This window comes from Arthrobacter bambusae (assembly GCF_030812595.1).
Lineage (GTDB): Bacteria > Actinomycetota > Actinomycetes > Actinomycetales > Micrococcaceae > Arthrobacter > Arthrobacter bambusae_B.
In genome coordinates, this window is sequence record NZ_JAUSSZ010000007.1 from 1 (window position 1) to 20,237 (window position 20,237).

The 20,237-nt window shown below is 62.4% G+C and carries 17 protein-coding genes, 2 tRNA genes and 2 pseudogenes; 12 read left to right on the forward strand and 9 right to left on the reverse strand.

Annotation, left to right across the window (positions count from 1 at the left end):
* From J2S96_RS10700 to J2S96_RS10710, 3 genes are all read right to left on the reverse strand, one after another.
* The coding region (locus tag J2S96_RS10700; RefSeq protein ID WP_306862836.1) for a PKD domain-containing protein at positions 1–1,121 on the reverse strand (1,121 nt) is incomplete at its 3' end.
* Positions 1,122–1,469: 348 nt separating this feature from the next.
* A complete protein-coding gene (locus tag J2S96_RS10705; RefSeq protein ID WP_306862839.1) occupies positions 1,470–2,807 on the reverse strand; it encodes an MFS transporter in 1,338 nt (445 codons plus the stop codon).
* A 102-nt stretch (positions 2,808–2,909) separates the two neighbouring features.
* The gene (locus J2S96_RS10710) at positions 2,910–3,497 is read right to left on the reverse strand and encodes a PadR family transcriptional regulator (RefSeq protein WP_306862842.1); all 588 of its coding nucleotides are present in this window, start codon (positions 3,495–3,497) and stop codon (positions 2,910–2,912) included.
* A 175-nt stretch (positions 3,498–3,672) separates the two neighbouring features.
* On the opposite strand from J2S96_RS10710, the gene J2S96_RS10715 reads away from it, so the two are divergent.
* Positions 3,673–4,770, forward strand: coding sequence for an aromatic ring-hydroxylating dioxygenase subunit alpha (locus tag J2S96_RS10715; protein WP_306862845.1), 1,098 nt, complete (start codon positions 3,673–3,675; stop codon positions 4,768–4,770).
* Positions 4,770–5,780, forward strand: coding sequence for a PDR/VanB family oxidoreductase (locus J2S96_RS10720; RefSeq protein ID WP_306862849.1), 1,011 nt, complete (start codon positions 4,770–4,772; stop codon positions 5,778–5,780). The genes J2S96_RS10715 and J2S96_RS10720 overlap by 1 nt, the downstream gene beginning before the upstream one ends.
* Before the next feature lie 37 nt (positions 5,781–5,817).
* Here the strand turns inward: J2S96_RS10720 and J2S96_RS10725 are convergent, their stop codons facing one another.
* The gene (locus tag J2S96_RS10725) at positions 5,818–6,585 is read right to left on the reverse strand and encodes an MBL fold metallo-hydrolase (protein ID WP_306862853.1); all 768 of its coding nucleotides are present in this window, start codon (positions 6,583–6,585) and stop codon (positions 5,818–5,820) included.
* 92 nt (positions 6,586–6,677) lie between these two features.
* On the opposite strand from J2S96_RS10725, the gene J2S96_RS10730 reads away from it, so the two are divergent.
* Together J2S96_RS10730 and J2S96_RS10735 are read left to right on the forward strand one after the other, a co-directional pair.
* The gene (locus tag J2S96_RS10730) at positions 6,678–7,319 is read left to right on the forward strand and encodes a LysE family translocator (RefSeq protein ID WP_306862855.1); all 642 of its coding nucleotides are present in this window, start codon (positions 6,678–6,680) and stop codon (positions 7,317–7,319) included.
* Between the two features lie 63 nt (positions 7,320–7,382).
* Positions 7,383–7,455: transfer RNA gene (locus J2S96_RS10735), tRNA-Asn, on the forward strand.
* Positions 7,456–7,533: 78 nt separating this feature from the next.
* Here J2S96_RS10735 and J2S96_RS10740 read toward each other — a convergent pair.
* The 3 genes from J2S96_RS10740 to J2S96_RS10750 form a co-directional block, all read right to left on the reverse strand.
* Positions 7,534–7,941 (reverse strand): hypothetical protein, encoded by a 408-nt coding sequence (locus J2S96_RS10740; protein WP_306862859.1) that lies wholly within the window; start codon positions 7,939–7,941, stop codon positions 7,534–7,536.
* A gap of 60 nt (positions 7,942–8,001) precedes the next feature.
* On the reverse strand, positions 8,002–8,181 hold the full coding sequence (locus tag J2S96_RS10745) for a glycine zipper domain-containing protein (RefSeq protein ID WP_306862862.1): 180 nt from the start codon (positions 8,179–8,181) through the stop codon (positions 8,002–8,004).
* 75 nt (positions 8,182–8,256) lie between these two features.
* Positions 8,257–9,486: a multidrug effflux MFS transporter gene (locus J2S96_RS10750; RefSeq protein WP_306863401.1), complete on the reverse strand. Its 1,230-nt coding sequence runs from the start codon at positions 9,484–9,486 to the stop codon at positions 8,257–8,259.
* Positions 9,487–9,664: 178 nt separating this feature from the next.
* On the opposite strand from J2S96_RS10750, the gene J2S96_RS10755 reads away from it, so the two are divergent.
* The 5 genes from J2S96_RS10755 (at position 9,665) to J2S96_RS10775 (ending at position 13,574) form a co-directional block, all read left to right on the forward strand.
* On the forward strand, positions 9,665–10,513 hold the full coding sequence (locus J2S96_RS10755) for a phage holin family protein (protein WP_306862864.1): 849 nt from the start codon (positions 9,665–9,667) through the stop codon (positions 10,511–10,513).
* A gap of 50 nt (positions 10,514–10,563) precedes the next feature.
* The gene (locus J2S96_RS10760) at positions 10,564–11,187 is read left to right on the forward strand and encodes a CDP-alcohol phosphatidyltransferase family protein (RefSeq protein ID WP_306862866.1); all 624 of its coding nucleotides are present in this window, start codon (positions 10,564–10,566) and stop codon (positions 11,185–11,187) included.
* On the forward strand, positions 11,187–12,092 hold the full coding sequence (locus J2S96_RS10765) for a DMT family transporter (RefSeq protein WP_306862869.1): 906 nt from the start codon (positions 11,187–11,189) through the stop codon (positions 12,090–12,092). The genes J2S96_RS10760 and J2S96_RS10765 overlap by 1 nt, the downstream gene beginning before the upstream one ends.
* A gap of 110 nt (positions 12,093–12,202) precedes the next feature.
* The gene (locus tag J2S96_RS10770; RefSeq protein ID WP_306862871.1) at positions 12,203–13,399 is read left to right on the forward strand and encodes a glycosyltransferase; all 1,197 of its coding nucleotides are present in this window, start codon (positions 12,203–12,205) and stop codon (positions 13,397–13,399) included.
* Between the two features lie 101 nt (positions 13,400–13,500).
* Positions 13,501–13,574 (forward strand) — tRNA-Ile (locus J2S96_RS10775).
* Between the two features lie 103 nt (positions 13,575–13,677).
* Here the strand turns inward: J2S96_RS10775 and J2S96_RS10780 are convergent.
* Together J2S96_RS10780 and mobF are read right to left on the reverse strand one after the other, a co-directional pair.
* Positions 13,678–14,859, reverse strand: a complete 1,182-nt coding sequence (locus J2S96_RS10780; protein WP_306862874.1) for a tyrosine-type recombinase/integrase — start codon at positions 14,857–14,859, stop codon at positions 13,678–13,680.
* A gap of 44 nt (positions 14,860–14,903) precedes the next feature.
* On the reverse strand, positions 14,904–18,467 hold the full coding sequence (mobF, locus tag J2S96_RS10785) for a MobF family relaxase (RefSeq protein ID WP_306862876.1): 3,564 nt from the start codon (positions 18,465–18,467) through the stop codon (positions 14,904–14,906).
* A gap of 773 nt (positions 18,468–19,240) precedes the next feature.
* Between mobF and J2S96_RS10790 the strand changes: the two are divergent.
* The 3 genes and pseudogenes from J2S96_RS10790 to J2S96_RS10795 form a co-directional block, all read left to right on the forward strand.
* Positions 19,241–19,651 (forward strand): annotated as a pseudogene (locus J2S96_RS10790) (PEP/pyruvate-binding domain-containing protein); the annotation flags it as partial.
* Positions 19,587–19,892 (forward strand): annotated as a pseudogene (locus tag J2S96_RS20195) (DoxX family protein); the annotation flags it as partial. The pseudogenes J2S96_RS10790 and J2S96_RS20195, both read left to right, overlap by 65 nt.
* 31 nt (positions 19,893–19,923) lie before the next feature.
* Positions 19,924–20,112, forward strand: a complete 189-nt coding sequence (locus J2S96_RS10795) for a DoxX family protein (RefSeq protein WP_306862878.1) — start codon at positions 19,924–19,926, stop codon at positions 20,110–20,112.
* Positions 20,113–20,237 lie beyond the last annotated feature (125 nt).

Below are 20,237 nucleotides of genomic sequence, written 5' to 3' on the forward strand. Positions count from 1 at the left end.
GGCGTCACGGTATACGAAGTAAGCGGAGAACCGCCGTTGGCCGGCGCCGTCCACGACACCACAGCGGAAGCGTTCCCCGCCGTCGCCGTCACCCCTGTCGGAGCCGCAGGCACCGTGGGCGCCGTAACGGTGACAGTCACCGGGTGGGTGACCGTCCCAGTCAGGCCAGCGTTATCCGTCACCGTCAGCTTCACTTGGTAGGTTCCGGCCGCGGCGTAGTTATGCGATGGCTTCACGCCGGTCCCTGCCGGTGACCCGTCGCCGAAGTCCCAGCTGTACGAGGCCACAGTTCCGTTCGGAGCCGTCGAAGCTGAACCGTCAAACGTCGCCGCCAAGCCTGAGGTCGAGGACGCGAATGCCGCCGTCGGTGGTTGCTTCGGCGTATTGCCCAAGGCTTGGGCAACCGTCTGTACGAACGTTGTCCCGTTGGCGGTTCTCGCCGCGAGCCATGTAATGAAGGTGCTGAAGAGCGTGGGGTTAATGGTCAGGGTTGGGTCTGTCCCGACGGCAATATGGTGGAAAGTCAGTTGCACCCATCCGCCGCCCGGTTCTGCGTTCGTCACCAGGTCTTCAAGGTTCTGCAGCGTCCAGGTGCTGTCCACTTCATCCGGTGCCGCTGTGTTGTAAAGATTGGCTGGCGGAAGGGTCTCTGCGAAGGGGCAAGCCGAGCAACTGGCGGGCGAACGGATGTCACCCAGATTGCGGGCACTGGCAAAGCCGCAATTCTTCACGATTTGCTCGACGGAAGAGTTTTCCGCGGCGAAGGGATAGGCAAAGTTGGTGGCGTTGAACCCCCAGCTTGCAAGAGTGGTCCTGCCGCCGCAAACCTCGTTAGTGGCCGCCGAGGTGGACAAGGTAGTGAGGTCCGGATGGGTCATGGTGTGGCCACCGATCTCGTTGCCGTCCGCAGCGATGCTGTTCAGGTTGGCTCGGGTGAGCCATGACGGATTATCGATCCAGCTGGTCGTGATGAAGAATGTCCCGTGCAGTCCATGGGACTTCAGGACCTGTTCTGCGGCGAGTTGGTCGTCATTGCCGTCATCGAAGGTCAGGCTGACGATGGTCTTCGGGAGCGCCGCGTGAGCTGGGACGTTGATGCAAACAATGGAGAAGCCAATCAACAATAGGGTTGACGCCAGGGAGCTCCAGCGGAACCACGCGCGATAACCGCCCGGCACCTTCCTGCTCCACGGTGAGTTCCGCGAGTTCCGCCTTTGCTGCCGCCACGAAAGTACCCTCAGGAGCCGCATGGGGTCCCCCTTTGTCTGAACAGAACGGGTTAGGTGCCCAGTCCGGATCTTAGGGGGCGGACAATGTGCGGCTTAAGAGTAGGTTGTACCTGTTCTTCGACCGGATCGTGCCGTAATTACATGGGTTCCCTCACCGACGGAAGCTAGCCGGAGAGGATGGCCTTCCCCGCCGGGAAGGCCATCCTCTCGTTCCTCGATCTTCTGGTCTCCTAGTGAGGGCTATGTGGCGACGGTAGCCTCGGGGACCGCCACCGCGCTGCTGCGTCGCAGAACGGCTCCCAGCGCCACACAGCAGCCTGCGGAAACTACCAGTGGAACCGCAAACAGGTAGAAAATGGTGACCGGCGGCATCCCGGCGTCGATCAGGTATCCCACCATGATCGGGGCGATGATCGAAATCAAGCGTCCAACTCCGATCATCCAGCCGAAGCCGGATGCCCGGGCCCTGGCGGAATAAAGGGGCGGCACGATCGTGTAGTAACCCGCGACGCCCGAGTTGGTGAGCATGCCAAGAAGCACGGCGACACCCAGTGCCACCCCAATGGTGCCGAAAGAACCGGCGAAAGCAAGGTAGGCGGCGGCGGAGAGCAGCAGGCAGATCGTGTTCAGCCTACGGCTCTTGACCCAGGTGGAGACGATGCCGAATCCGATGGACCCGACAATGCCGCCGGTACTGACCAGGACTCCCGCGGTGACCCCAACCTGATTGTCTCCCGTGGCGGCCGCCAGGATTTTGGGGGTCCAGGTGTTGGCGAAGTAGAAGGCAGCGATCAGGAAGGCGTAACCCAGCCACATCAACAGGGTCTGCGCCAGCATCTTGCGTCCGAACACTTCCTTGAACACGCTATCAGCGGCTTCGCTTTGTGGGGCTTCCGGCAGTTCCGTCAGGGGTGCGCGGCCCATTTTGACCAGGATGCGGTTCATTTGGGGAAGGGAACCGGCTTGGCGCTTCTCCGCCAGGTACTCCAGGGACTCCGGCAAGGTGAACCAGCAGACGATGAGCATGGCAACGCTGATGGCGGCGCCGAAGGCGAAGGAGGCGCGCCAGCCGTATCCAGCGATAAGGACGCCCGCGATGGCTCCGCCGATGGAGCCGCCGATCGGATAGCCGGCCGAGTAGATGCCCATGGCCAGGCCGCGGCGCTTGTCCGATGAGTACTCGGAGACGATGACGCTGAGGTTGGCGATCATTCCGCCGATGCCAAGTCCAGTGAACACGCGGCATGCGATCAGCTGTGCGACGTCCACGGTGACAATCGACAGGATCATGCCCAGGGAGATGATTGCCAGGCACAGCAAGGTCAGCCTGCGCCGGCCGATCCTGTCTGCGAATGGCGTAAGAAAGACGGAGCCGATGGCCATTCCGAACAAGCCGGCGCTGAGCAAATAACCCAGCTGGATGGGCGGGACGTGCCATTCGGCGGAGAGCGCGGGCGCGGCGAAGGACATCACCAACACATCGAACCCGTCAATCATGATCAGGACCAGGCATACCGCCACGGCCATGATTTGGAACCGGCTCATCGGTGAGTTCCGGATCTCGCTCTTGATATCCATGCAAGGCCTCTCGGGAAGATGAAACTACCTATATGAATAGCTAGTTTGTGAGGCAAAGCACTATCTGTCAATAGAGGTGTGAGGGGTCTCCCTGGCGACTGATCAGAAGTTATCGTCGAACGAATCGATCAGCTTGATCCCGTTGCGGGCCCAGTCAATCTCCGTCTGGGCCTTGGCTACCAACCCCTCGTAGGTGAAGATTTTGTAGGCCGTGATGCGCCGGTGGTCCTGCTTGGGCATGGCGGCGAGCCGCTTGTTCAACATGGCGTTGGTGCCGGTCTGCAACTCGTGGATTTTCTCCTCCCACTGGCCGCGGCACATCGTGTAATAGGCGATGTGGGCCAGCATCTGGGCGCGCGCTGCCGCGGGGTCGGCCCATTCCAGGTATGCGGCCTTCAGGTGCGCGGGATCGCGCTCACGGGAATACTCCAGCGGGCTGTTCATCCACTCCCGGAATGCGGCGGCTCCGGCTTCGGTGATCCGGTATTGCGTCTTCTTGCCGCGCGGACCCCATGGGATCTCTTCTCCTGCGAGGAGCCCGTCCTTCTCCATGCGACGCAGTTCTGGATAGATCTGGGAATCCGGAGCATGCCAAACGTAGCCAACCGAGGAGCCGAATTGCTTGGAGAGTTCGTAACCGGTCATTGGTTCCACTGAAAGCAGTGCCAATAGTGCATAGCGAAGGCTCAAGTCCGCTCCTTTTTCTTCTTCAGCTCTTGCCAAGTAACTATATTGATAGATAGTCTGTGATCCATCGCACTAGCTTCGGCCATAGATGGCTGCAGAGGCGACGCACTTAAGAATTCCACAGACCACCCCGGCGGTGTCATTGTCGACGCCGGTCCGGCGACTGGAAGGACGAACCGTGACAGAAGTCCGGACCCAGAGCTCCACCACCAACAAAGTGCTCGGCTACCCGCTCAACGTCTGGTACGTTGCCGCGTGGGACAAGGAGGTGGGCCGCAAGCCGATGTCTCGCACGGTGGCCGGCCGGCCCTTGGCGCTGTATCGCACCGAGGACGGCAAAGCGGTGGCCTTGGCTGATGCTTGCTGGCACCGTTTGGCTCCCTTGTCGATGGGCAAGACAGTCGGCAAGGACGGCATCCAATGTCCGTACCACGGCATCGTCTATAACTCTGCAGGGCGTTGCGTGTCGATGCCGGCGCAGGAGACCATCAACCCCAGCGCCACAGTGCCGTCCTTCCCCGTGGTGGAGCGGCATCGCTATGTTTGGGTGTGGCTCGGCGACCCCACCAGGGCGGACCCCTCGCTGGTTCCGGACATGCATCAAATGGACTCGGACCAGTGGGCCGGGGACGGCGAAACCATCTACGCGCCGTGCAACTTCCAGCTGGTGCTGGACAACCTCATGGACCTCACGCACGAGGAATTCGTCCACTCCTCCTCGATCGGCCAGGAAGAGCTCAGCGAGTCGGACTTCACGGTAACGCACGACGACGGCACCGTGACCGTCGCGCGCTGGATGTTCAACATTGACGCGCCGCCGTTCTGGCTCAAGAACATGCGCGACAAGTTTCCCGGCTTCGAGGGAAAAGTGGACCGCTGGCAAATCATCACCTTCCGTTCGCCATCGGTGATCAATATCGACGTCGGTGTCGCCAAAGCCGGCACGGGGGCGTTTGAAGGTGACCGCAGCCAAGGTGTCAACGGGTTCGTGATGAACGCCATTACGCCGGAGACCGATACCTCCTGCCACTACTTCTGGGCGTTCATGCGCAACTACCGCCTCGACAGCCAGCTCATCACCACGCAGTTGCGCGACAGCGTGCACGGGGTGTTCGGGGAGGACGAGGCCATGCTCGCGGCGCAACAAGCGGCCATCGATGCCAACCCGGACTACGAGTTCTACAACCTGAACATCGACGCCGGCGGAATGTGGGTGCGCAGGCTGATCGAGCGCCAGCTCGTGTCCGAGGGCCGCCTGGTTCCGGTTGCGCAGTAATGGCAGCGACAAACATCGAGGTTTGGCAGCTGGGCACAGTTGTCGAGGTGCAAACGATCGCCACCGACATCCAGCGGGTCGTGCTGGAACCGTCATTGCCGAAGAAAGCCGAACCGGGATCGCATATCGACGTGATGGTCACGATCGACGGACACAAGGACCGGCGCTCGTATTCGATCGTCGAATCCAGCGACGACGGCACCCGGCTGGTCATCAGTGTGCTGAAAGCGCCCCTGAGCCGGGGTGGCTCCCTGTTCATCCACGGGCTGCGGGCGGGGGCGGAGCTGGAAATCACCCAGCCGCTGCAAAACTTCCCGCTCCGGATCGGCGCCCAGCGCTACATCCTCCTGGCGGGTGGCATCGGCATCACGGCGATCATCAACATGGCCCGGGTGCTGCGGAACCTGGCCTCGGACTACACCTTGGTGTACGCGGGACGCAGCCGTGCGGCCATGGCCTACCTGGACGAATTACGGCAGCTTCACGGCGGCAACCTGGTGGTGCACATCGACGACGAAGGCACGCCCCTGGACGTTAGCGAACTCGTAGCTTCGGCCACCGAGGACACGGAACTGTACATGTGCGGTCCTATCCGGCTCATGGACGCGGTACGCCGGACCTGGATGGAACGTGAGCTGAGCTACCCGAACCTCCGCTATGAGACCTTCGGCAACAGCGGTTGGTACGACCCCGAGGAATTCATCGTCCGGGTCCCGGGGCTGGGGTTGGAGGTTCCCGTGGGGCCGGGCCGCTCGATGTTGGAGGCACTCGAGGACGCTGGTGCCGACATGATGTTCGACTGCCGCAAAGGCGAGTGCGGGCTCTGCGAGGTCAAGATCCTCGCGCTAGAGGGCGCCGTCGACCATCGCGACGTCTTCTACAGCGCCCGGCAGAAGAAAGCCACGGAGAAAATGGCGTGCTGTGTCTCCCGGGCCGTCACTTCGAAGACCGGGCTGGCGGCCGAAGCCTCAGCTACCGGTCCGGCGGTGGTCACCATCGAGGTTTCCTGACGCGCTGGTCTCCGGAGAAGAATGCACAGCCCGCCTCCTATCCGAACGGCGGGTAGTTGCCTTCCGAGACAAGTTCGACGCCGTTGGCCGTCCGCATCATGGGGCCATGGCCCGGCAGGATGACGTCGGCGTTCAGCTGCCGCAATAGCTCGACGCTTGCCGGTACCTCCGCCGGGCTGTGGTGGAAGACGGCCGGCAGAAGCTGCGGTCCGCGTACCGGGCTGACCGGGTGGCCTGTAATGAGTGCGTCGCCTGTGACGAGTGCGTTGGCAGCCGGGATCAGGAACGACGCGTGGCCCGAGGTGTGACCGCAGGATTCGATCATCCGGGGACTTCCAGGGAGCATGTCCAAGGTTCCTTGGTCGATCGCGGCAACACCGGCCACCGCCACGTCGGACAAGCCCCCGGCCCGGACGGCGTGCACCGCCCAGGCTCCGATCCTCGGCCGGAGCACCCGCAAGCCAAGGTCCTTCACGGTTACCTGTTCAAGGACTTCCCGCCTGACGTTGGGCAGCTCGGCTTGGCTGGCGAAAACCGGAATGCCCATGGCGGAAAGCCTTGGCGCATTGCCGATGTGGTCGGAATGGCCGTGGGTCAACAGCACCGCGGCGGCATTCTCCAGGACGAGGCCCAAGTAATTCACGCTCGCATTAAGCAGCGGCCAGTTTCCGGGGTATCCCGTATCGATGAGGGCGAATTCATTTCCGCGGCGAAGGACGGTCCAATTGACGGCCGGTCCTTCGACGAAATAAACGTCCTCGGCAACCTCGTGCACGTTGTCCTTCGCGGACCAATGACTGGACATGCTTCCTTCCGTTCGGGGCACCGGATTATCGTATCGGCACCAGCAGGCATGGCCCTTTCGTGAAGCCGCATTCCCACGGGATAATCGTCACCATGACCTTCGCTTCGCTCGCTGCCTTCGCCGGGCTCTGCCTTATTCTGTCCTTGACGCCCGGACCGGACACGTTCCTGGTGTTGCGCATCGCATTGAACCGGCCCAGTGCCGGTATCGCCGCCGCAGCCGGTTCGGCGGTTGCCGCCATAGCATGGGCGGCGCTGGTGGGCGTCGGGCTGGCAGCGATCCTGGAACAGTCCGCGGAGGTGTTCCGCTGGCTGAAGATCGCAGGTGGCCTTTACTTGCTTTACCTCGGCATTTCCTCGTTCATGAAGACGCGGAAGGCCGCTAAGGCCGGTGCGGGAGCCAGCAACGAAGGTGGTGCCCTCCGGTACAGCAAGCTCGGCGGCCTCGGCGCGGGGGCACTGTCGACGTTGCTCAATCCGAAGGTGGGCTTGTTCTACTTGGCGATCGTCCCGCAGTTCATCCCGCAGGGCGGGGATACCATGGGCACGGCAATGATCCTGGGCTTGGTGGAGGCGGTCATCGCGTTCACGTACCTGGCCATCGTCGCGCTTGTCGCATACAAGGCGATGAGGTGGCTGCGGCGCCCGAAGGTGAGCACCGGCGTCGAACGCGTCAGCAGCGGCATCCTCGCCGCCCTCGGTGCCGGCGTCATTGCCTCCGGCGCGAGCAGCTAGCGCCCGCAGCTGGCCTCGATTTCGCTTGCGGTAAAACCTTTGCTAAAGTCATAACCGCTTCATTCCTCCGTAGCTCAATTGGCAGAGCATTCGACTGTTAATCGAAGGGTTACTGGTTCAAGTCCAGTCGGAGGAGCGCATCAAGCCCCGCACCGATATTCATTCGGTGCGGGGCTTTCTTTTTCGCTGAATTTTCCCCCTGCACATTCGTAAATCACACGAAGTCCATTTCCACCTGCAGGAATCTCGCCGCTTCGGCGACTGCGGACTGGTAGGCGTCGTCTTCGGTGGGCGGCGTCCTCGGCTCCCGCGGGTGCCATTCGTGGGCGGCGGAGTGGACGCGGGTGAATCCTCCGCCAGGGGGTGCGTAGAAGATTCCGAAGCGTTGGACAGGCCACTCGGGAGAGGTCTCCGGAGCCACCAGCAGGGCCGCTCCGGTGCTTGGATTGAACCATTGCGCAATCGGGCGACGGCGATCTTCCGTGAAGAGACCGGCCGCATAGAGGGCCGCGGATTGCGGGCTTGTCACAGTGCATAGGCGATCCCACCACAGCGGCAGGATGCCATCATCCCTGCGCTGCCATGGGGCTGGAATAGGTTGCAGTTCCTGCCAACGGGGCACATCTCAACTTTATCGCCGGGCCAAGACGGGCAACAGGCCCCGGAGCGACGGAAGGCTCGCCTAGTCCCGTTTCCAGGGCCCCGGGTTGATCCGGTAAAGGATCGCGGAACCGACGACGGCGCCCAGCAGCGCTCCGAACACAGGATTTCCGGCCCCGCGGCCCAGCATGAAGCCGACGACGGCGCCCAGCGCCGCTCCGAGGAAGAGCCCCCTGCCATTGCGGTGCGGTTTGCGAGTCATGGTTTGAGCCTACTTCTCCGCGCGGAAGTCCGGGCCCCAGGCAGTAGCGGACGGGAGCATCAGCGGACGGGAGCGTCAGTGGATGGAGGGGACGGACCGAGGCCGCACGACGAGCCACAGGGCCGCGACGGCGCCGGTGAGGCATACGGCCTGGACGGTCCCCATGGGAACGGCAGAGCCGACGCCCAGCCAGCCAACCACGGGCGGAATGATGCCGGCCATCAGGAAGTTCGCGGCCCCCAGCAGGGAGGCCGCTGTTCCGGCCTGCGCGCTGTGGTTGGCCAGGGCAATCACCTGGACGCACGGGAACATGAAGCCGGTGGCAAGGATGTAGAACCACAACGGGACCGTGATGCCCCATAGGCCAAAGCCGAGTAGATCAGACCCCAGAATGAACAGGGCCATCAGCAGCATCCAGGCCGTGGCAAACACCATGATCCATTGGGGCGCCACTCGCCGGATCACCCTGGAGCTGATTTGGACACCTGCGACGATGCCGAGGGAGTTGACCCCGAACAGCAAGCCGTATTCCTGCGGGGAGAAGTTGTAGACCTGTTGGAATATGAAGGTGGACGCGGAAAGGTAGGCGAACAGCCCGCCGAAATTCAGGCCGCTTACCAGCAGCATCCCGACAAAAATCCGGTCGGAAAAGACGGCCTTGTACCGTTGGGCCGCCGTCGACGTCGTCTGCCGGCGGAGCTCGGCAGGATAGGTTTCCCGGATCAGGAACACGGCGGCAATGATCACCAGGGATCCGTAGCTCGCGAGGAAATAGAAAATCCCCGGCCACGGCACCACCAGCAGAAGCTGTGAACCGATGATCGGAGCCAGAATGGGCGCAAGGCCATTCACCAGTGACATGCGGGAGAACATCCGCACCATGGCGTAGCCCGCGAAGAGGTCCCGGACCATGGCCATGGCCACCACGCCGCCGCCGGCCGCGCCGATGCCCATGAGGACGCGGAAGAGGGCAAGCGTGCTGATGTCCGTGGACAGTGCCGCGCCCAGGGAAGAACCGATGTGCAGGGCCGTGGCAAGGATCAAGGGCACGCGGCGTCCGAATTTGTCGCTGAACGGGCCCACCGCCAATTGGCCAATGGCGAAGCCCACCGTTGTGCCGGTGAGTGTGAGTTGGATCGCAGCCGCTGACACGTCGAAATGATGCTCCAGCGCGGGAAAAGCCGGCAGATAGAGATCCACGGTAAATGGACCCAAGGCTGTCAATGCGCCAAGTAACAGGATATAGAGGAGTTTTTCTCGTCGACTGAGGGAATCACCCGGTACAGGGGGAGGGTTCACGATTATCAATCCTATGTGCGACAGATCATATTTAACAGGGATGGCGGGGGCGCGCCGCATGACCATCCCGGAAGTTGAGGCTGAAGCTGAATGGTAGTTTTGTGGACAGGCGCGCGTGGACGGTTGTGATCGTCTCCGTGCCGGAGCCGGGTAGGAGCAAGAAGGAAGCAGTGAGGCGGAACCTATGAGTGGACGTCACAGCGGCCGGGTTGGCCAACGCCCGGGCATTTCGGCGTTGCCGAACACCGTGAAACTTGCAGCCCGGCTCGCGCCGCGGCAGCTCAACGACGAAATCAGCCTGGCCAAGCTTGAACTTAAGGGCAAAGGCAAACGGCTGGGTATTGCCGGTGCTTTCGCCGGCGTCGCGCTGGTCTTTTTCTGTTTGCTCGTCATTGCCTTGGTTGTTGCGGCGATCCTGGGCCTGGCCACGATCATGCCCCCTTGGCTGGCTGCGCTTGTGGTTGCGGCGGCGTTCCTTTTGATCATTCTCATCGGAGCACTCGTCGCCTTCCGTGGGTTCAAGGGGGCTATGCCCCTTGTACCTGAGAAGACCATCCGCGGCATCAAGTACGATCTCGGCGTCGTGAAGGAAGGCACTTCTTTCGATGCCAGCATCCTTGATCCGTCCTCGGAAGCCTACAAGGCGGCGGAAGCCGCGAAAGCTGCCGCAGCTGAGAAGGCCAAGGCTGAAAAGGCCGCCAAGGCCGCAGCCCACAAAGCCGAACTACCCCCGGCTCCGAGCGAAGCCGAGCTTCTGCGCCGCCTGGAGCAGCGCCGAGAGCACCTCGCCGACGTACGCGATCAGCTCGGCGTCGAGCTCGACGTCAAGACCCAGGGTAAGGTCCTCCGCGACGTTGCTGAGCAAAAGCTCGACGACGGACGCCGGTTTGCTGCCGACAAGCTCGCAGATTTCAGCGAGAAAGTTCCCCCCGGGCTGCCGGAGCGGCTCGGCGCGCGCTGGAAAGAGCTCTTGCTCTTCGCCGCTTCCGCCACGGTGGCGGCTGTAGGACTGCGGAAGCTGTTCAAGAAGTAATCGGGACCGCGTTCACCAGCGGCAGCTGCGGACCACGGAAAGGGGGAGAGGTGAAGTTCATCGGCGCAGGCGCGCGTCCGGGCCAGCCACAGATCGACCATGATCTCATCTTCACCGTCCCCAATTTCCTGACTGTATTGCGCTTTATGGGCGTCCCGCTGTTCGTGTGGCTGGTGCTGTGGCAGAGGGAATACGGTTTCGCTGTGCTGGTTCTTGCCGTCATGGGCGGCACTGACTGGGTGGACGGCTACGTCGCCCGCCGTTTCAACCAAGCCTCCAAATTGGGCCGCATCCTCGATCCGGTCGCGGACCGCCTGGCACTCATCACCGTTGCTGTCACGCTCGCCATCGCGGGCGTGGTCGATTGGTGGTACCTGGCCGCCCTGGTGGTGCCCGACGTCATCCTTGGCACCGCCTCATTGATCTATTTCCACAGCCACCCCGACCTTCCGGTGAGCCGGATCGGCAAGATCCGGACCGCGTTCCTGCTCCTGGGCACACCTCTCCTGGTCCTCTCCAAGCTCGCGGTTCCCTCCGCCAATGTCTACTTTGTGATCGCTTGGATCTGCTTGGGCCTGGGCCTGGCAGGGCACTGGGTGGCGGCCTACAACTATTTCTGGGCAATCCTCCGCAAGGGCAAAGAGCTCAAAGCCAACGACGGCGGTCGCAGCTGATGGTCTGGTTGGCAGTCCTCCTTGCGGTTCTCGGCGCTTTTTGCCTTGCCATTGGCGCCCAGCGCCAGGGCAGTGCGGTCAAGGCCGATACGGGCGGCCTTGCCCTGAGTTCCCATGGTTTCTTGAGGCTTCTCCGAAATCCGCGGTGGATGCTCGGCCTGCTGTTGCTTGCCCTGGGCATGGGCATGAACGCCATTGCCCTGGTGTCAGCACCCCTGACGGTGGTGCAGCCGATCGGTGCCATTGCTTTGGTTATTACGACGGTGGTCAACGCGAAGGACCAAGGACTCAGCATCAACCGGGGCACGGTCGTGGCGATCTCGGCGTGCGTGACCGGCTCAGCCATGTTCGTGCTGCTGGCAGTGAATGCCACCCAGGAGAACCACCACGTCAGCGGCGAGGACGAGATAACCATCGTGCTCCTTTTGACCCTCGCCGTCGGACTTTTCGGGACCTTGGCTGTCATGTTCCGGCACCGCCTGAACGCCTTCGTCTACATCCTGGGGGCCGGGGTGTTGTTCGGATTCGTGGCCGTCCTGACACGCATCATCGGCAGGCACCTGCTGGACCCGAACGGGCACTTTCTGCTCAACGTGCAGTGGTACACCGTGGTGGCCATCGCCGCTGCCGGAGGGCTCGGCTCGTGGTTCGTCCAGAATGCCTACTCCAGCGGGCCGCCGGATCTGGTGATCGCGGGCCTGACTGTAATCGACCCCATCGTCGGGATCGCCATCGGGATCGCCATCTTGGGTGAGCTTCGTCCTGATGTCCACGCCGTGCTCGCAATCGGCATGGCTGTGGCCGCTTCCCTTGCTATCGTGGGGGTAATTGCCCTGAGCCGGCACCATCCGGAGGTCACCAAGCGGAAACGTGACGCGAAGGCGGCTGCAAGCCGGAAGGCCTAGGGCAAAGTTCGACGACCGTGCCCCGCACACCTGCGGCAGGCAACCGGCGATGACACCGCAGGGCCAGGCGTTTTGCGATGTTCGCACCGTGACCATCAGGAGTTCTCCACGTGACCGTTCCCGAAACCAACAAACCCCTCACCATCCTCATCGCGGCGGAGACATACCGCCCGAATGTCAACGGTGCTGCTCAGTTCGGGTACCGCCTTGCCAAAGGCATGAAGGCGCGCGGGCACAATGTCCACGTGCTTGCCTGCCGGGCGGACAACGGCAAGAGCTTCACCGAGTTCGGGGATGAAGGCACAGTGCATCGCTTGAAGTCCCACGGAGTCTTCACGCACGAGTACTTCCGCATCTGCTACCCGTGGGAAATCAAAAACGACATCCGGATGCTCTTCGACAAAGTGCAGCCCGACGTCGTTCACATCCAGAGCCACTACATGATCGGCGAACACGTTCTCTACGAGGCGAAGAAGCGCGGCATCCGGATCATCGCCACCAACCACTTCATGCCCGAAAACCTGAACCCGTTCCTGCCGTTCCCGCAGTGGTTCAAGGACATCATCGGGCGCGTGTCGTGGAAGGACATGGGCAAGGTCATGGGCCAGGCCGACGTCGTCACCACTCCCACGCCGCTTGCTGCGAAGGCCATGCACCAGCACGCCTTCCTTCGGAAGGTCCTGCCCCTGTCCAACGGTATTGACGCGGCCGCCTATGAACTGGCGCCGGGCGAAGAGATCGAACCGAACGCCAACCCCACGGTCCTCTTTGTCGGCCGGCTCGCCGAAGAAAAGCATGTGGACGTCCTGATCGACGCGGTGGCCAAGACACCCGCCGATCTCAACGTGCATCTTGAGATCGTCGGCGGTGGCGAGGTCCGCGCCGCACTGGAAGCCCAAGCCAAGCGCCTGGGACTCGGCGAGCGGGTCAAGTTCCTGGGACTTGCGAGCGATGAGGACCTAAGGAAGGCGTACCTTCGCGCCGACCTGTTCTGCATGCCCGGAACCGCCGAACTGCAGTCGCTCGTGACCCTCGAGGCGATGTCGGCGTCGACGCCGGTTCTTCTCGCCAACGCGATGGCCCTGCCGCACCTTGTGCGCGAAGGCGAGAACGGGCATCTGTTCACGCCAGGGGACAGCAACGAGCTGGCAGCCAGGATCACCGAGCTCTTCCGTCTGCCTGCCAGCGAACTCGAAGCCATGGGCAAGGCGAGCCGCGCCATGGTGGAGCCGCACAGCATCGAGGGCACACTGCAGACGTTCGAGGACCTCTACCGCGGAGCGGGCTACGAGGACAAGGTCATCTAGCCACGTGGACCGGCTCGGCTCCCGGTTGGCATCGGGAGCCGAAATGTTTTGCTAGAGTGTTTTGGCTGGCAGGACGCTGGCAAGCGGCCGCTGGCCCACTCGGGGCTATAGCTCAGCTGGTTAGAGCGCGGGACTCATAATCCTAAGGTCCTCGGTTCAAGTCCGAGTAGCCCTACCCGAAGAGTGCCCCTGAACTGCGGAAACATAGTGATGGGGCACTCTCGTTTTTGAGTTATGAGGTCATTGTCCACCGGAAACCCACCTGAAACGTTTTGGACTTAGCTACCGAACGCCTCGAGAAGTGAGGTGTTATCCGGTGCTTCGTGCGTCTTCTGGACGTAATGCTTCCTGGTCACGTCTTCGCTCGAGTGGCCGAGCTGGGCGGAAGCGACAGCCACGCCTGACGAGGCTTCCAGCAGTGTTCCAACGGTCTTTCTGAAGGTGTGCGGGGTAACCCATTGGAAACCAAGATCTTCACTCGCCGCACGCCACTGCCTGCGCAAGTTGTTCGGATCGCGCAGCGAACCAACTGCCGAGGGGAACACGACGTCCCACGGATTGGCCTCCACCTGCCCGATTTGCCGCCTCTGGAGCATTTGCACGGCGAATGACGGTAGGAAGTACCTTTGCCGGGAATTTGCGCTCTTAGGGTGGTCCTGGATGGTCAGGCCCTGCTTGGGCACGTAGACAATCGTCCCGGTCACCGTGACCGTTGGCCTCTCGGATTTTAGGTCCACGTCCTTCCACCGCAGGGCCAGGGCCTCACCAATGCGCGCACCCGTGGCGAGCATGATGTCAATGACGTCGAGGATGTCGACGGTGGGGAATCGGCCAGCCTGCGTTTTGTCGGCTTCCCATTTCCTGAGACCGGTACGCAGTGCCACAACCTCAGCCACGGTTAGCGCGCGGACTTCCTTGTGATTTATCGGGATCATAGCCACGTCCCGCAAAGGGTTCCCATCGAGGGCGCCGTGGCGCGCTGCGAGGCCGAGCATTCCAGACAGGACCGTTTTACACTGCTTGGCCGTGCTGTAGCCGTGCTTGAGCCGCGTGGTCTTGAGGAACCGATCCAAAGTGGAGACTGTCGCTTCGCGAATCCGCAGGCCGCCGAGTCCCGGAGAAACGTAGTGGTCCAGGATGTCCCTGTAGCGGGTGCGCGTATTGATTGCGCGACCAGCATCCTCAAATTCCGCCCACCAAATCACGGCGAGTTTGTTGATCCGAGTCTCTGACGTGATGTCTTCGCCGGCGGGCATGGAACGGTCGGTGAGCGCAGCAATCAGCAGCCGTTCGGCCTTCCCGCCTTTGTCGTTCCTCGACGTAGCCGTCGCCCGAGCCTCCACTTTTCTCGTGACGCCATCGAAGTCCCGGAATCTGGCCATTGCGCGCCAGACTCCCGGCGATACCTCGTCCCGGCTGATTTTCCCCCAGGTCCCGATCTGTAGCGGCGGTCTAGGCATTGCCAGCGCTCCTTTCTCGCCAGATTGCCCTGCTCGAGCTCATTTTAAAGCTGCCAACCGACATTTCTAAGGCCCGGATCTCGGTTGGAAGTGACGTCGAACCAGTTCTCCGGCTGCTGGGCAACTGCCGCGCGTGAGAGTCCGTCAATGAGCTCCTGAATGCCTGCGGTCTGCGCATGACGCTCCCTCTCCGAGTCCTCAGGGATGGGCCCGAGCGGGAGCGGCGAGTCTTCGAGGCCCCATCTGTCGCGGTAGATAGCAACTGTGCCGATCACCCTTCTAATGTCATCGTTTTGCATGTTCGGCGGAAGAGCGCCGAGAAGGTTTCGCTTCCATTCGGTGTCGAGCATCAGGGCTGCTTTGGTGATGCCGTATGTCCTGCGTTTGATCCGTTCCACGACTTGGCCGATCATGTTCGCGAGGTCTGGTCGGGCGGTGCGTATGGGCTCGGTCAGAGGGTCTGTCGGGTGTCCGGCAGTCCCACCGAGAAAGCTGAGAAGCCGGGAGTGGAGTACCGTCGTGGGATCTTGCGCTGAAGCGCTTGTTTCCAAAGCTTCTAGGAGAATGCGCTGTGCGGTGGGTCGGCTGATACTTGTGGTTCGACGCCACGCTGCGACGATGGGTCCCAGCGCTGGAGATCGTTTCAGCTCGGCGAGTCGTTCGGGCGCATGATGACCGAGGAACCTTGCAAGGTCCTCCGCTGCCGCGATCTGTGCTAGGTAGTCGTATTCGGCGCTCAGCCGCTCAAGACTGTCTGCTTTCGCTTGCTCGGCCTCGCGGACTTCGTGAGCCGTCCGTTCGGCACCTTCGGCTGCGAGCAGTTCTTCCAGGATCTCGCGCCATGACGACTGCAAGGTGGGATCAAGCGGCTCATGGTCAGAGGGGTCGTTCTCGCTGACGTAGGCGTAGTTGCCTCCACGGCCGCGGGTCATGCTCACATAGAAAAGTTCGCGAGTGAGCCGGCTCTCCGTGACGACGGTGTGGCCTTCGTCGACCGTGATCCCTTGGGCGCGGTGGGCCGTCGTCGCATATCCAAGCTCAACTGCCGATTCAACATAGGCCCGGCGCAGCGTGACTGCGGCGCCGGTGTCCCTGCGGACTGCCGTAAGCGAGCCATTGGGCCAACCTGTACGGACGACGTCGAGCATGGTCCCGTTTCGGATGAAGTCGCCACTGCTATCCACGATGGAGCGATCATTCCGACGGGCAACGACGACGTCACCCGTGCCTGCGCGGAGTCCGTCGCTGAGCGGAACTGTCCGTTCCCCATCGACCACACGCTGGATGATGCGGTCTCCCTGGGCACGCTGGTTCAGGATGCTGACGGTGTCATTATCGGCTGCAATGAGAATGGACGACTTGCCCTGTTGGATGTTCGCCTGCCAGCTCAGGTAGGCGTGGTCGACCATGTCGAGGTAGGCCCCGTGTCGGATGCGTCCGTGCCGCTCATAATCGGTGATTGCGGCGGAATCGCCTGCCCGCAGCTTCAGGGAGGCGTCCTGCTCCCAACGCTGCTCGAACCGCCAAATGGTGTTGAGCCGTACAGTCTTGTTTTGCCGTTCCAGCCAACCGAGGATGCCGCCGGCGTCGATGGCATCCAACTGCCCGGGATCGCCCACCAGGAGTATCTTGGCGTCGGCATCCCGGGCTTGTTGTACAAGAGCCGACAACTGAAGGGTGGAGACCATGGAAGCCTCGTCGATGACCACCAACTGATTCCGATGAAAGCGCCACCTGTTCTGTTCGGCAGAGAGCCGGGCAGCCGTCTGTGCCAGTTGCGTGGACTGGGGGCTTCGATCAGTTATGTGGTTCTTGAGCTGCTGCTCGGCATCGAAGAAGCGTGCAGCCCGGCTTCCTGCACCCTGGCCGACCGACTCGTAAAGCCACTTCGAGACATTGTCCGTGACCATCGACAGCTCACGCCCAAGGACCTCGGCGCTCGCCGCCGCGGGCGCCAAGCCGACCACAGTGCCGGCGCCGAATTCTGCTTCCCATGCGACCTTAACCGCGCCGAGGGTGGTGGTCTTTCCGGTACCCGCGGGGCCGACGACGGCGTCAAGCCGGTTGCCGCTGAGGAGAACGTTGGCTGCGGCCGCGCGCTGATCCGAGTGCAGATCGTGCTGACCACGATGTTTATAGCTGGCGAGTGACGCCATGGCGACCGCTGGACGCACAGCAGGTCCGCCGTCGTCGTTCCTTGCTTCCATGACGATGTCCTCATGGGCAAGAGTCGCCGCGTCCGTGTAGAGGCGGGTGCCCTGGAAGTCGAAGGCGCTTTGCTCCGCGAAGCCGAGATCGGGCTGCGCGTCGGCAGGAAGGGTGTAGCGGTTCTCGTTGAGGGGCACAGACTGGGTTTCGGCGGCGGAGGCGACGGCGTCGACCATTGCCCTTCGGTCCTGCGGCGTGTTGCAACGGATATCGGCGCAGACCCGCTCAGCCTCGGCGAGGATGTTCCATCGATTCCAGGTGGCGCGTTTGGCCGCGACGCGCTCGCGGGTCAGGGACGCGACGGTGTCGATCCAGTTCGTCGTGAAGTCGCTGGCGCGGAAGGGGGCCTTGTGGGAGCGTCGCATGGTGTTGGCCAGCATGAGCCTGGGTGCGAAGCCTTTGGCGACTGCGCGTGCACGCCACTGCGCCGAGAGCTGGGGGAGCGGCGCGATTGTTTCTGCTTTGGGAGTCCGCGTGGACAGGGTTGCTTGTTGGCGGAGTTTGATGGTGGTGGTTGCCGTCGGGGGAGTGCCGTGGTGTGTGGTCCATTCGGCGACGAGCTTGTCGGTTTCCAGGTCGATGAGGCGGGATCGGTTGGAGAATTCGCGGATCAGCGAATCATCGACGCCGACGAGCTGCTGGGTTGGATTGTGAGTACTTATTGCGGGTGAGCGGATTTCGGTGTCGGTGCCGAGGTTTCGGTGGAGGGCATCGAAGAGCAGACCGTTGTAGTGTTCGCTCGCGGCGACGGCGGCCTTATAGAGGGTTCGCGAGTCCAGGGTGACCCAGGCGCCGTCGTTGATGCGTTGGACGCGGTTGGCGATGACCATGTGGGTGTGTAGCTGTGGGTCGCCTGCCCGGGACTCCCAGTGATCGAAGGCAGCGGCGATGGCGCCACGTGTGCCGAGGTGCGCGACGCCGCTGCGTCCGGCACGGGTGTGGATGACGGATTCTTCGAGCCACTTCAGGGTGGCATTGACGGCGTCGTGGTGGGTTTGCCGGATTTGGTTTTGGATACTTTGGGGGCTCATTGCCCAGAGGACCGAGACGGATTTTGGGACGCTGAAGGTCAGGTCGAAGCCGACGACGGCGTGGCGCGTTTCCGTCCGGCCCTGCGTCGCTTGTACGAGGGTCGGTTGGCCGTGCGGGCGGCCCAGGGGAGTGCCGGTATCCGGGTGGACGGCGTGGTCATAGATAGCCTTCGCGTCGGTTTCGGCGACGGCGTCTCCGGTGATCCGGTTGATGCCGGGGAGGCCTGAACCGAGCCAGCGTCCCGGAGGCGTCCCGGCCTTCATGTAGTAACTGGTGGCATCCGCCGGGGTGACGGTGCGGTCGTCCATCATGGTGGTCTTGAACAGATATCTCAGGCCGGACTGGGCGGAGAGGCGGGCGATGGACATGGTCATCGCCTTGGCGCTCCGGGGCTGCGGTGGGCGGCAGTCCGACCGCGACTGCGGAGCAGCGCCTCCGCGCGGGATTGCTCGAAGCCCTGGCGAGGTTCACTCCCTTTGTTCTCTTCCACGACGGTTCATGGACGTCGAGTCCAACTACGACATGACTTGGCGTGAGCAGACGTCTGTCACTTTTCCGTAGATAGGCGTTGATCGCACCCTTGGTGCCAGAGGTGTAGCTGGCGGGAAATATCTTCCGCGGCCCAAGGAGTGAGAATTGTGTGCCGCTTGGTCACGTCGCCTCACTTGTGCAGATGAGCGCACAGAACTGGTGTGGCGCTGGGTCCGTGGTGTGCTGGATGGTGCCGCAAAACGCGTGACCCAAACACGTCATCGTCGCCGGCGACCTGGCCGCCTGCGGGGCGAGAGGGGCACCTACGCGGGGCAGATCCACTGGTGAGTAACGGGATCTCACGGGCCCCACACCGTCAGCGGTCCTTGCGGGTGGAGGCTTTTCGGCATAGGCCGCCCTCACCAAGTGAAAAGTGTCCGGTTGAAATCTGAGACCCTGGACCGCCGGTGTCAGAAATATCTAATTCCGACCCAATCCTGACGGCAGGTTGGGTGAGCCCCATCAAACCACGGCTTTCGCGTCGTTTCGTTACTTCAAGTTCGCGTTGTTCGGGTCACATCAGCTTGCCTCGCTGGAGGCGGCGCCTAGATCCTTGCACTACCTAGCTTTTTTGTACTTGTCTGAGCGTGCCCAATGGAGGACACATTTTATGACTGACGTTCTGTGGTTTTCTGAGCTTGGCTTGTCCGACCTTGACCAGGTCGGTGGTAAAAATGCTTCCCTCGGCGAAATGGTCCGGAACTTGGCCACGGCCGGGGTGAAGGTCCCGGATGGTTTCGCCACCACGGCGGACGCGTATCGGCGTTTCTTGTCCGAGTCGGGCCTTGATGCCCGTATCGAAGGCGCCTTGGAGGGCCTAGACAGCGGCGATGTGGCGGAACTCGCCCAGGTGGGCCAGTTCATCCGCGACCTGATTCGCGCCACGCCGTTCCCGGCGGGTTTCGAGGAGGAGATCCGGGCCGCGTATGACCGTTTGTTGGAGGATCATGGCTGGGATGTGTCTTGGGCTGTGCGTTCGAGTGCCACGGCCGAGGACCTGCCGGACGCGTCCTTTGCCGGCAGCAGTCCGAATTCGTCTTCACCGGTTGACTCGTACGTCGACACCTGCGCCAAAACCCGCAACCTCAACACAACGAAGGACCCTCTTATCCCATGAACATCTTCCTGTGATCGTACAAGGCCTTCTGGCCGTCATGTTCGCCATGGCCGGTGGAATGAAGACCATCCGGCCCAGAGACAAACTCATCGATGCTCTCCCTTGGGTGGCCGACTTCTTGACCCCCACGGTTCGCTTCATCGGCACCGTAGATTTGCCGGAGCCACGGACTCATAGTGCCCTCCGTGACAGGAATCGTCCGGATCCTGACACCTTTGGCTGCAACCGGCATGGCAATCACGATGGTCCTGGCGGCGATCACCCACGCACGCCGAAAGGAACCCGCTGCGATTGGCTTTAACGCCGGCCTGCTGATCATGGCTGTGCTGGTCGCCTGGGGCCGCTTCGGTCCCTATAGTCTCTGATCGCCTGCCCGCGCCTTTCGGGAGATCCACCGGTGGCATCCCTCGCGCGGACCAGCGTTTCGTATAGGTCCAGGACGCGATGCCGCCTGGTATCGGATCCGACCCCGCGAAAGCGACCATACGTC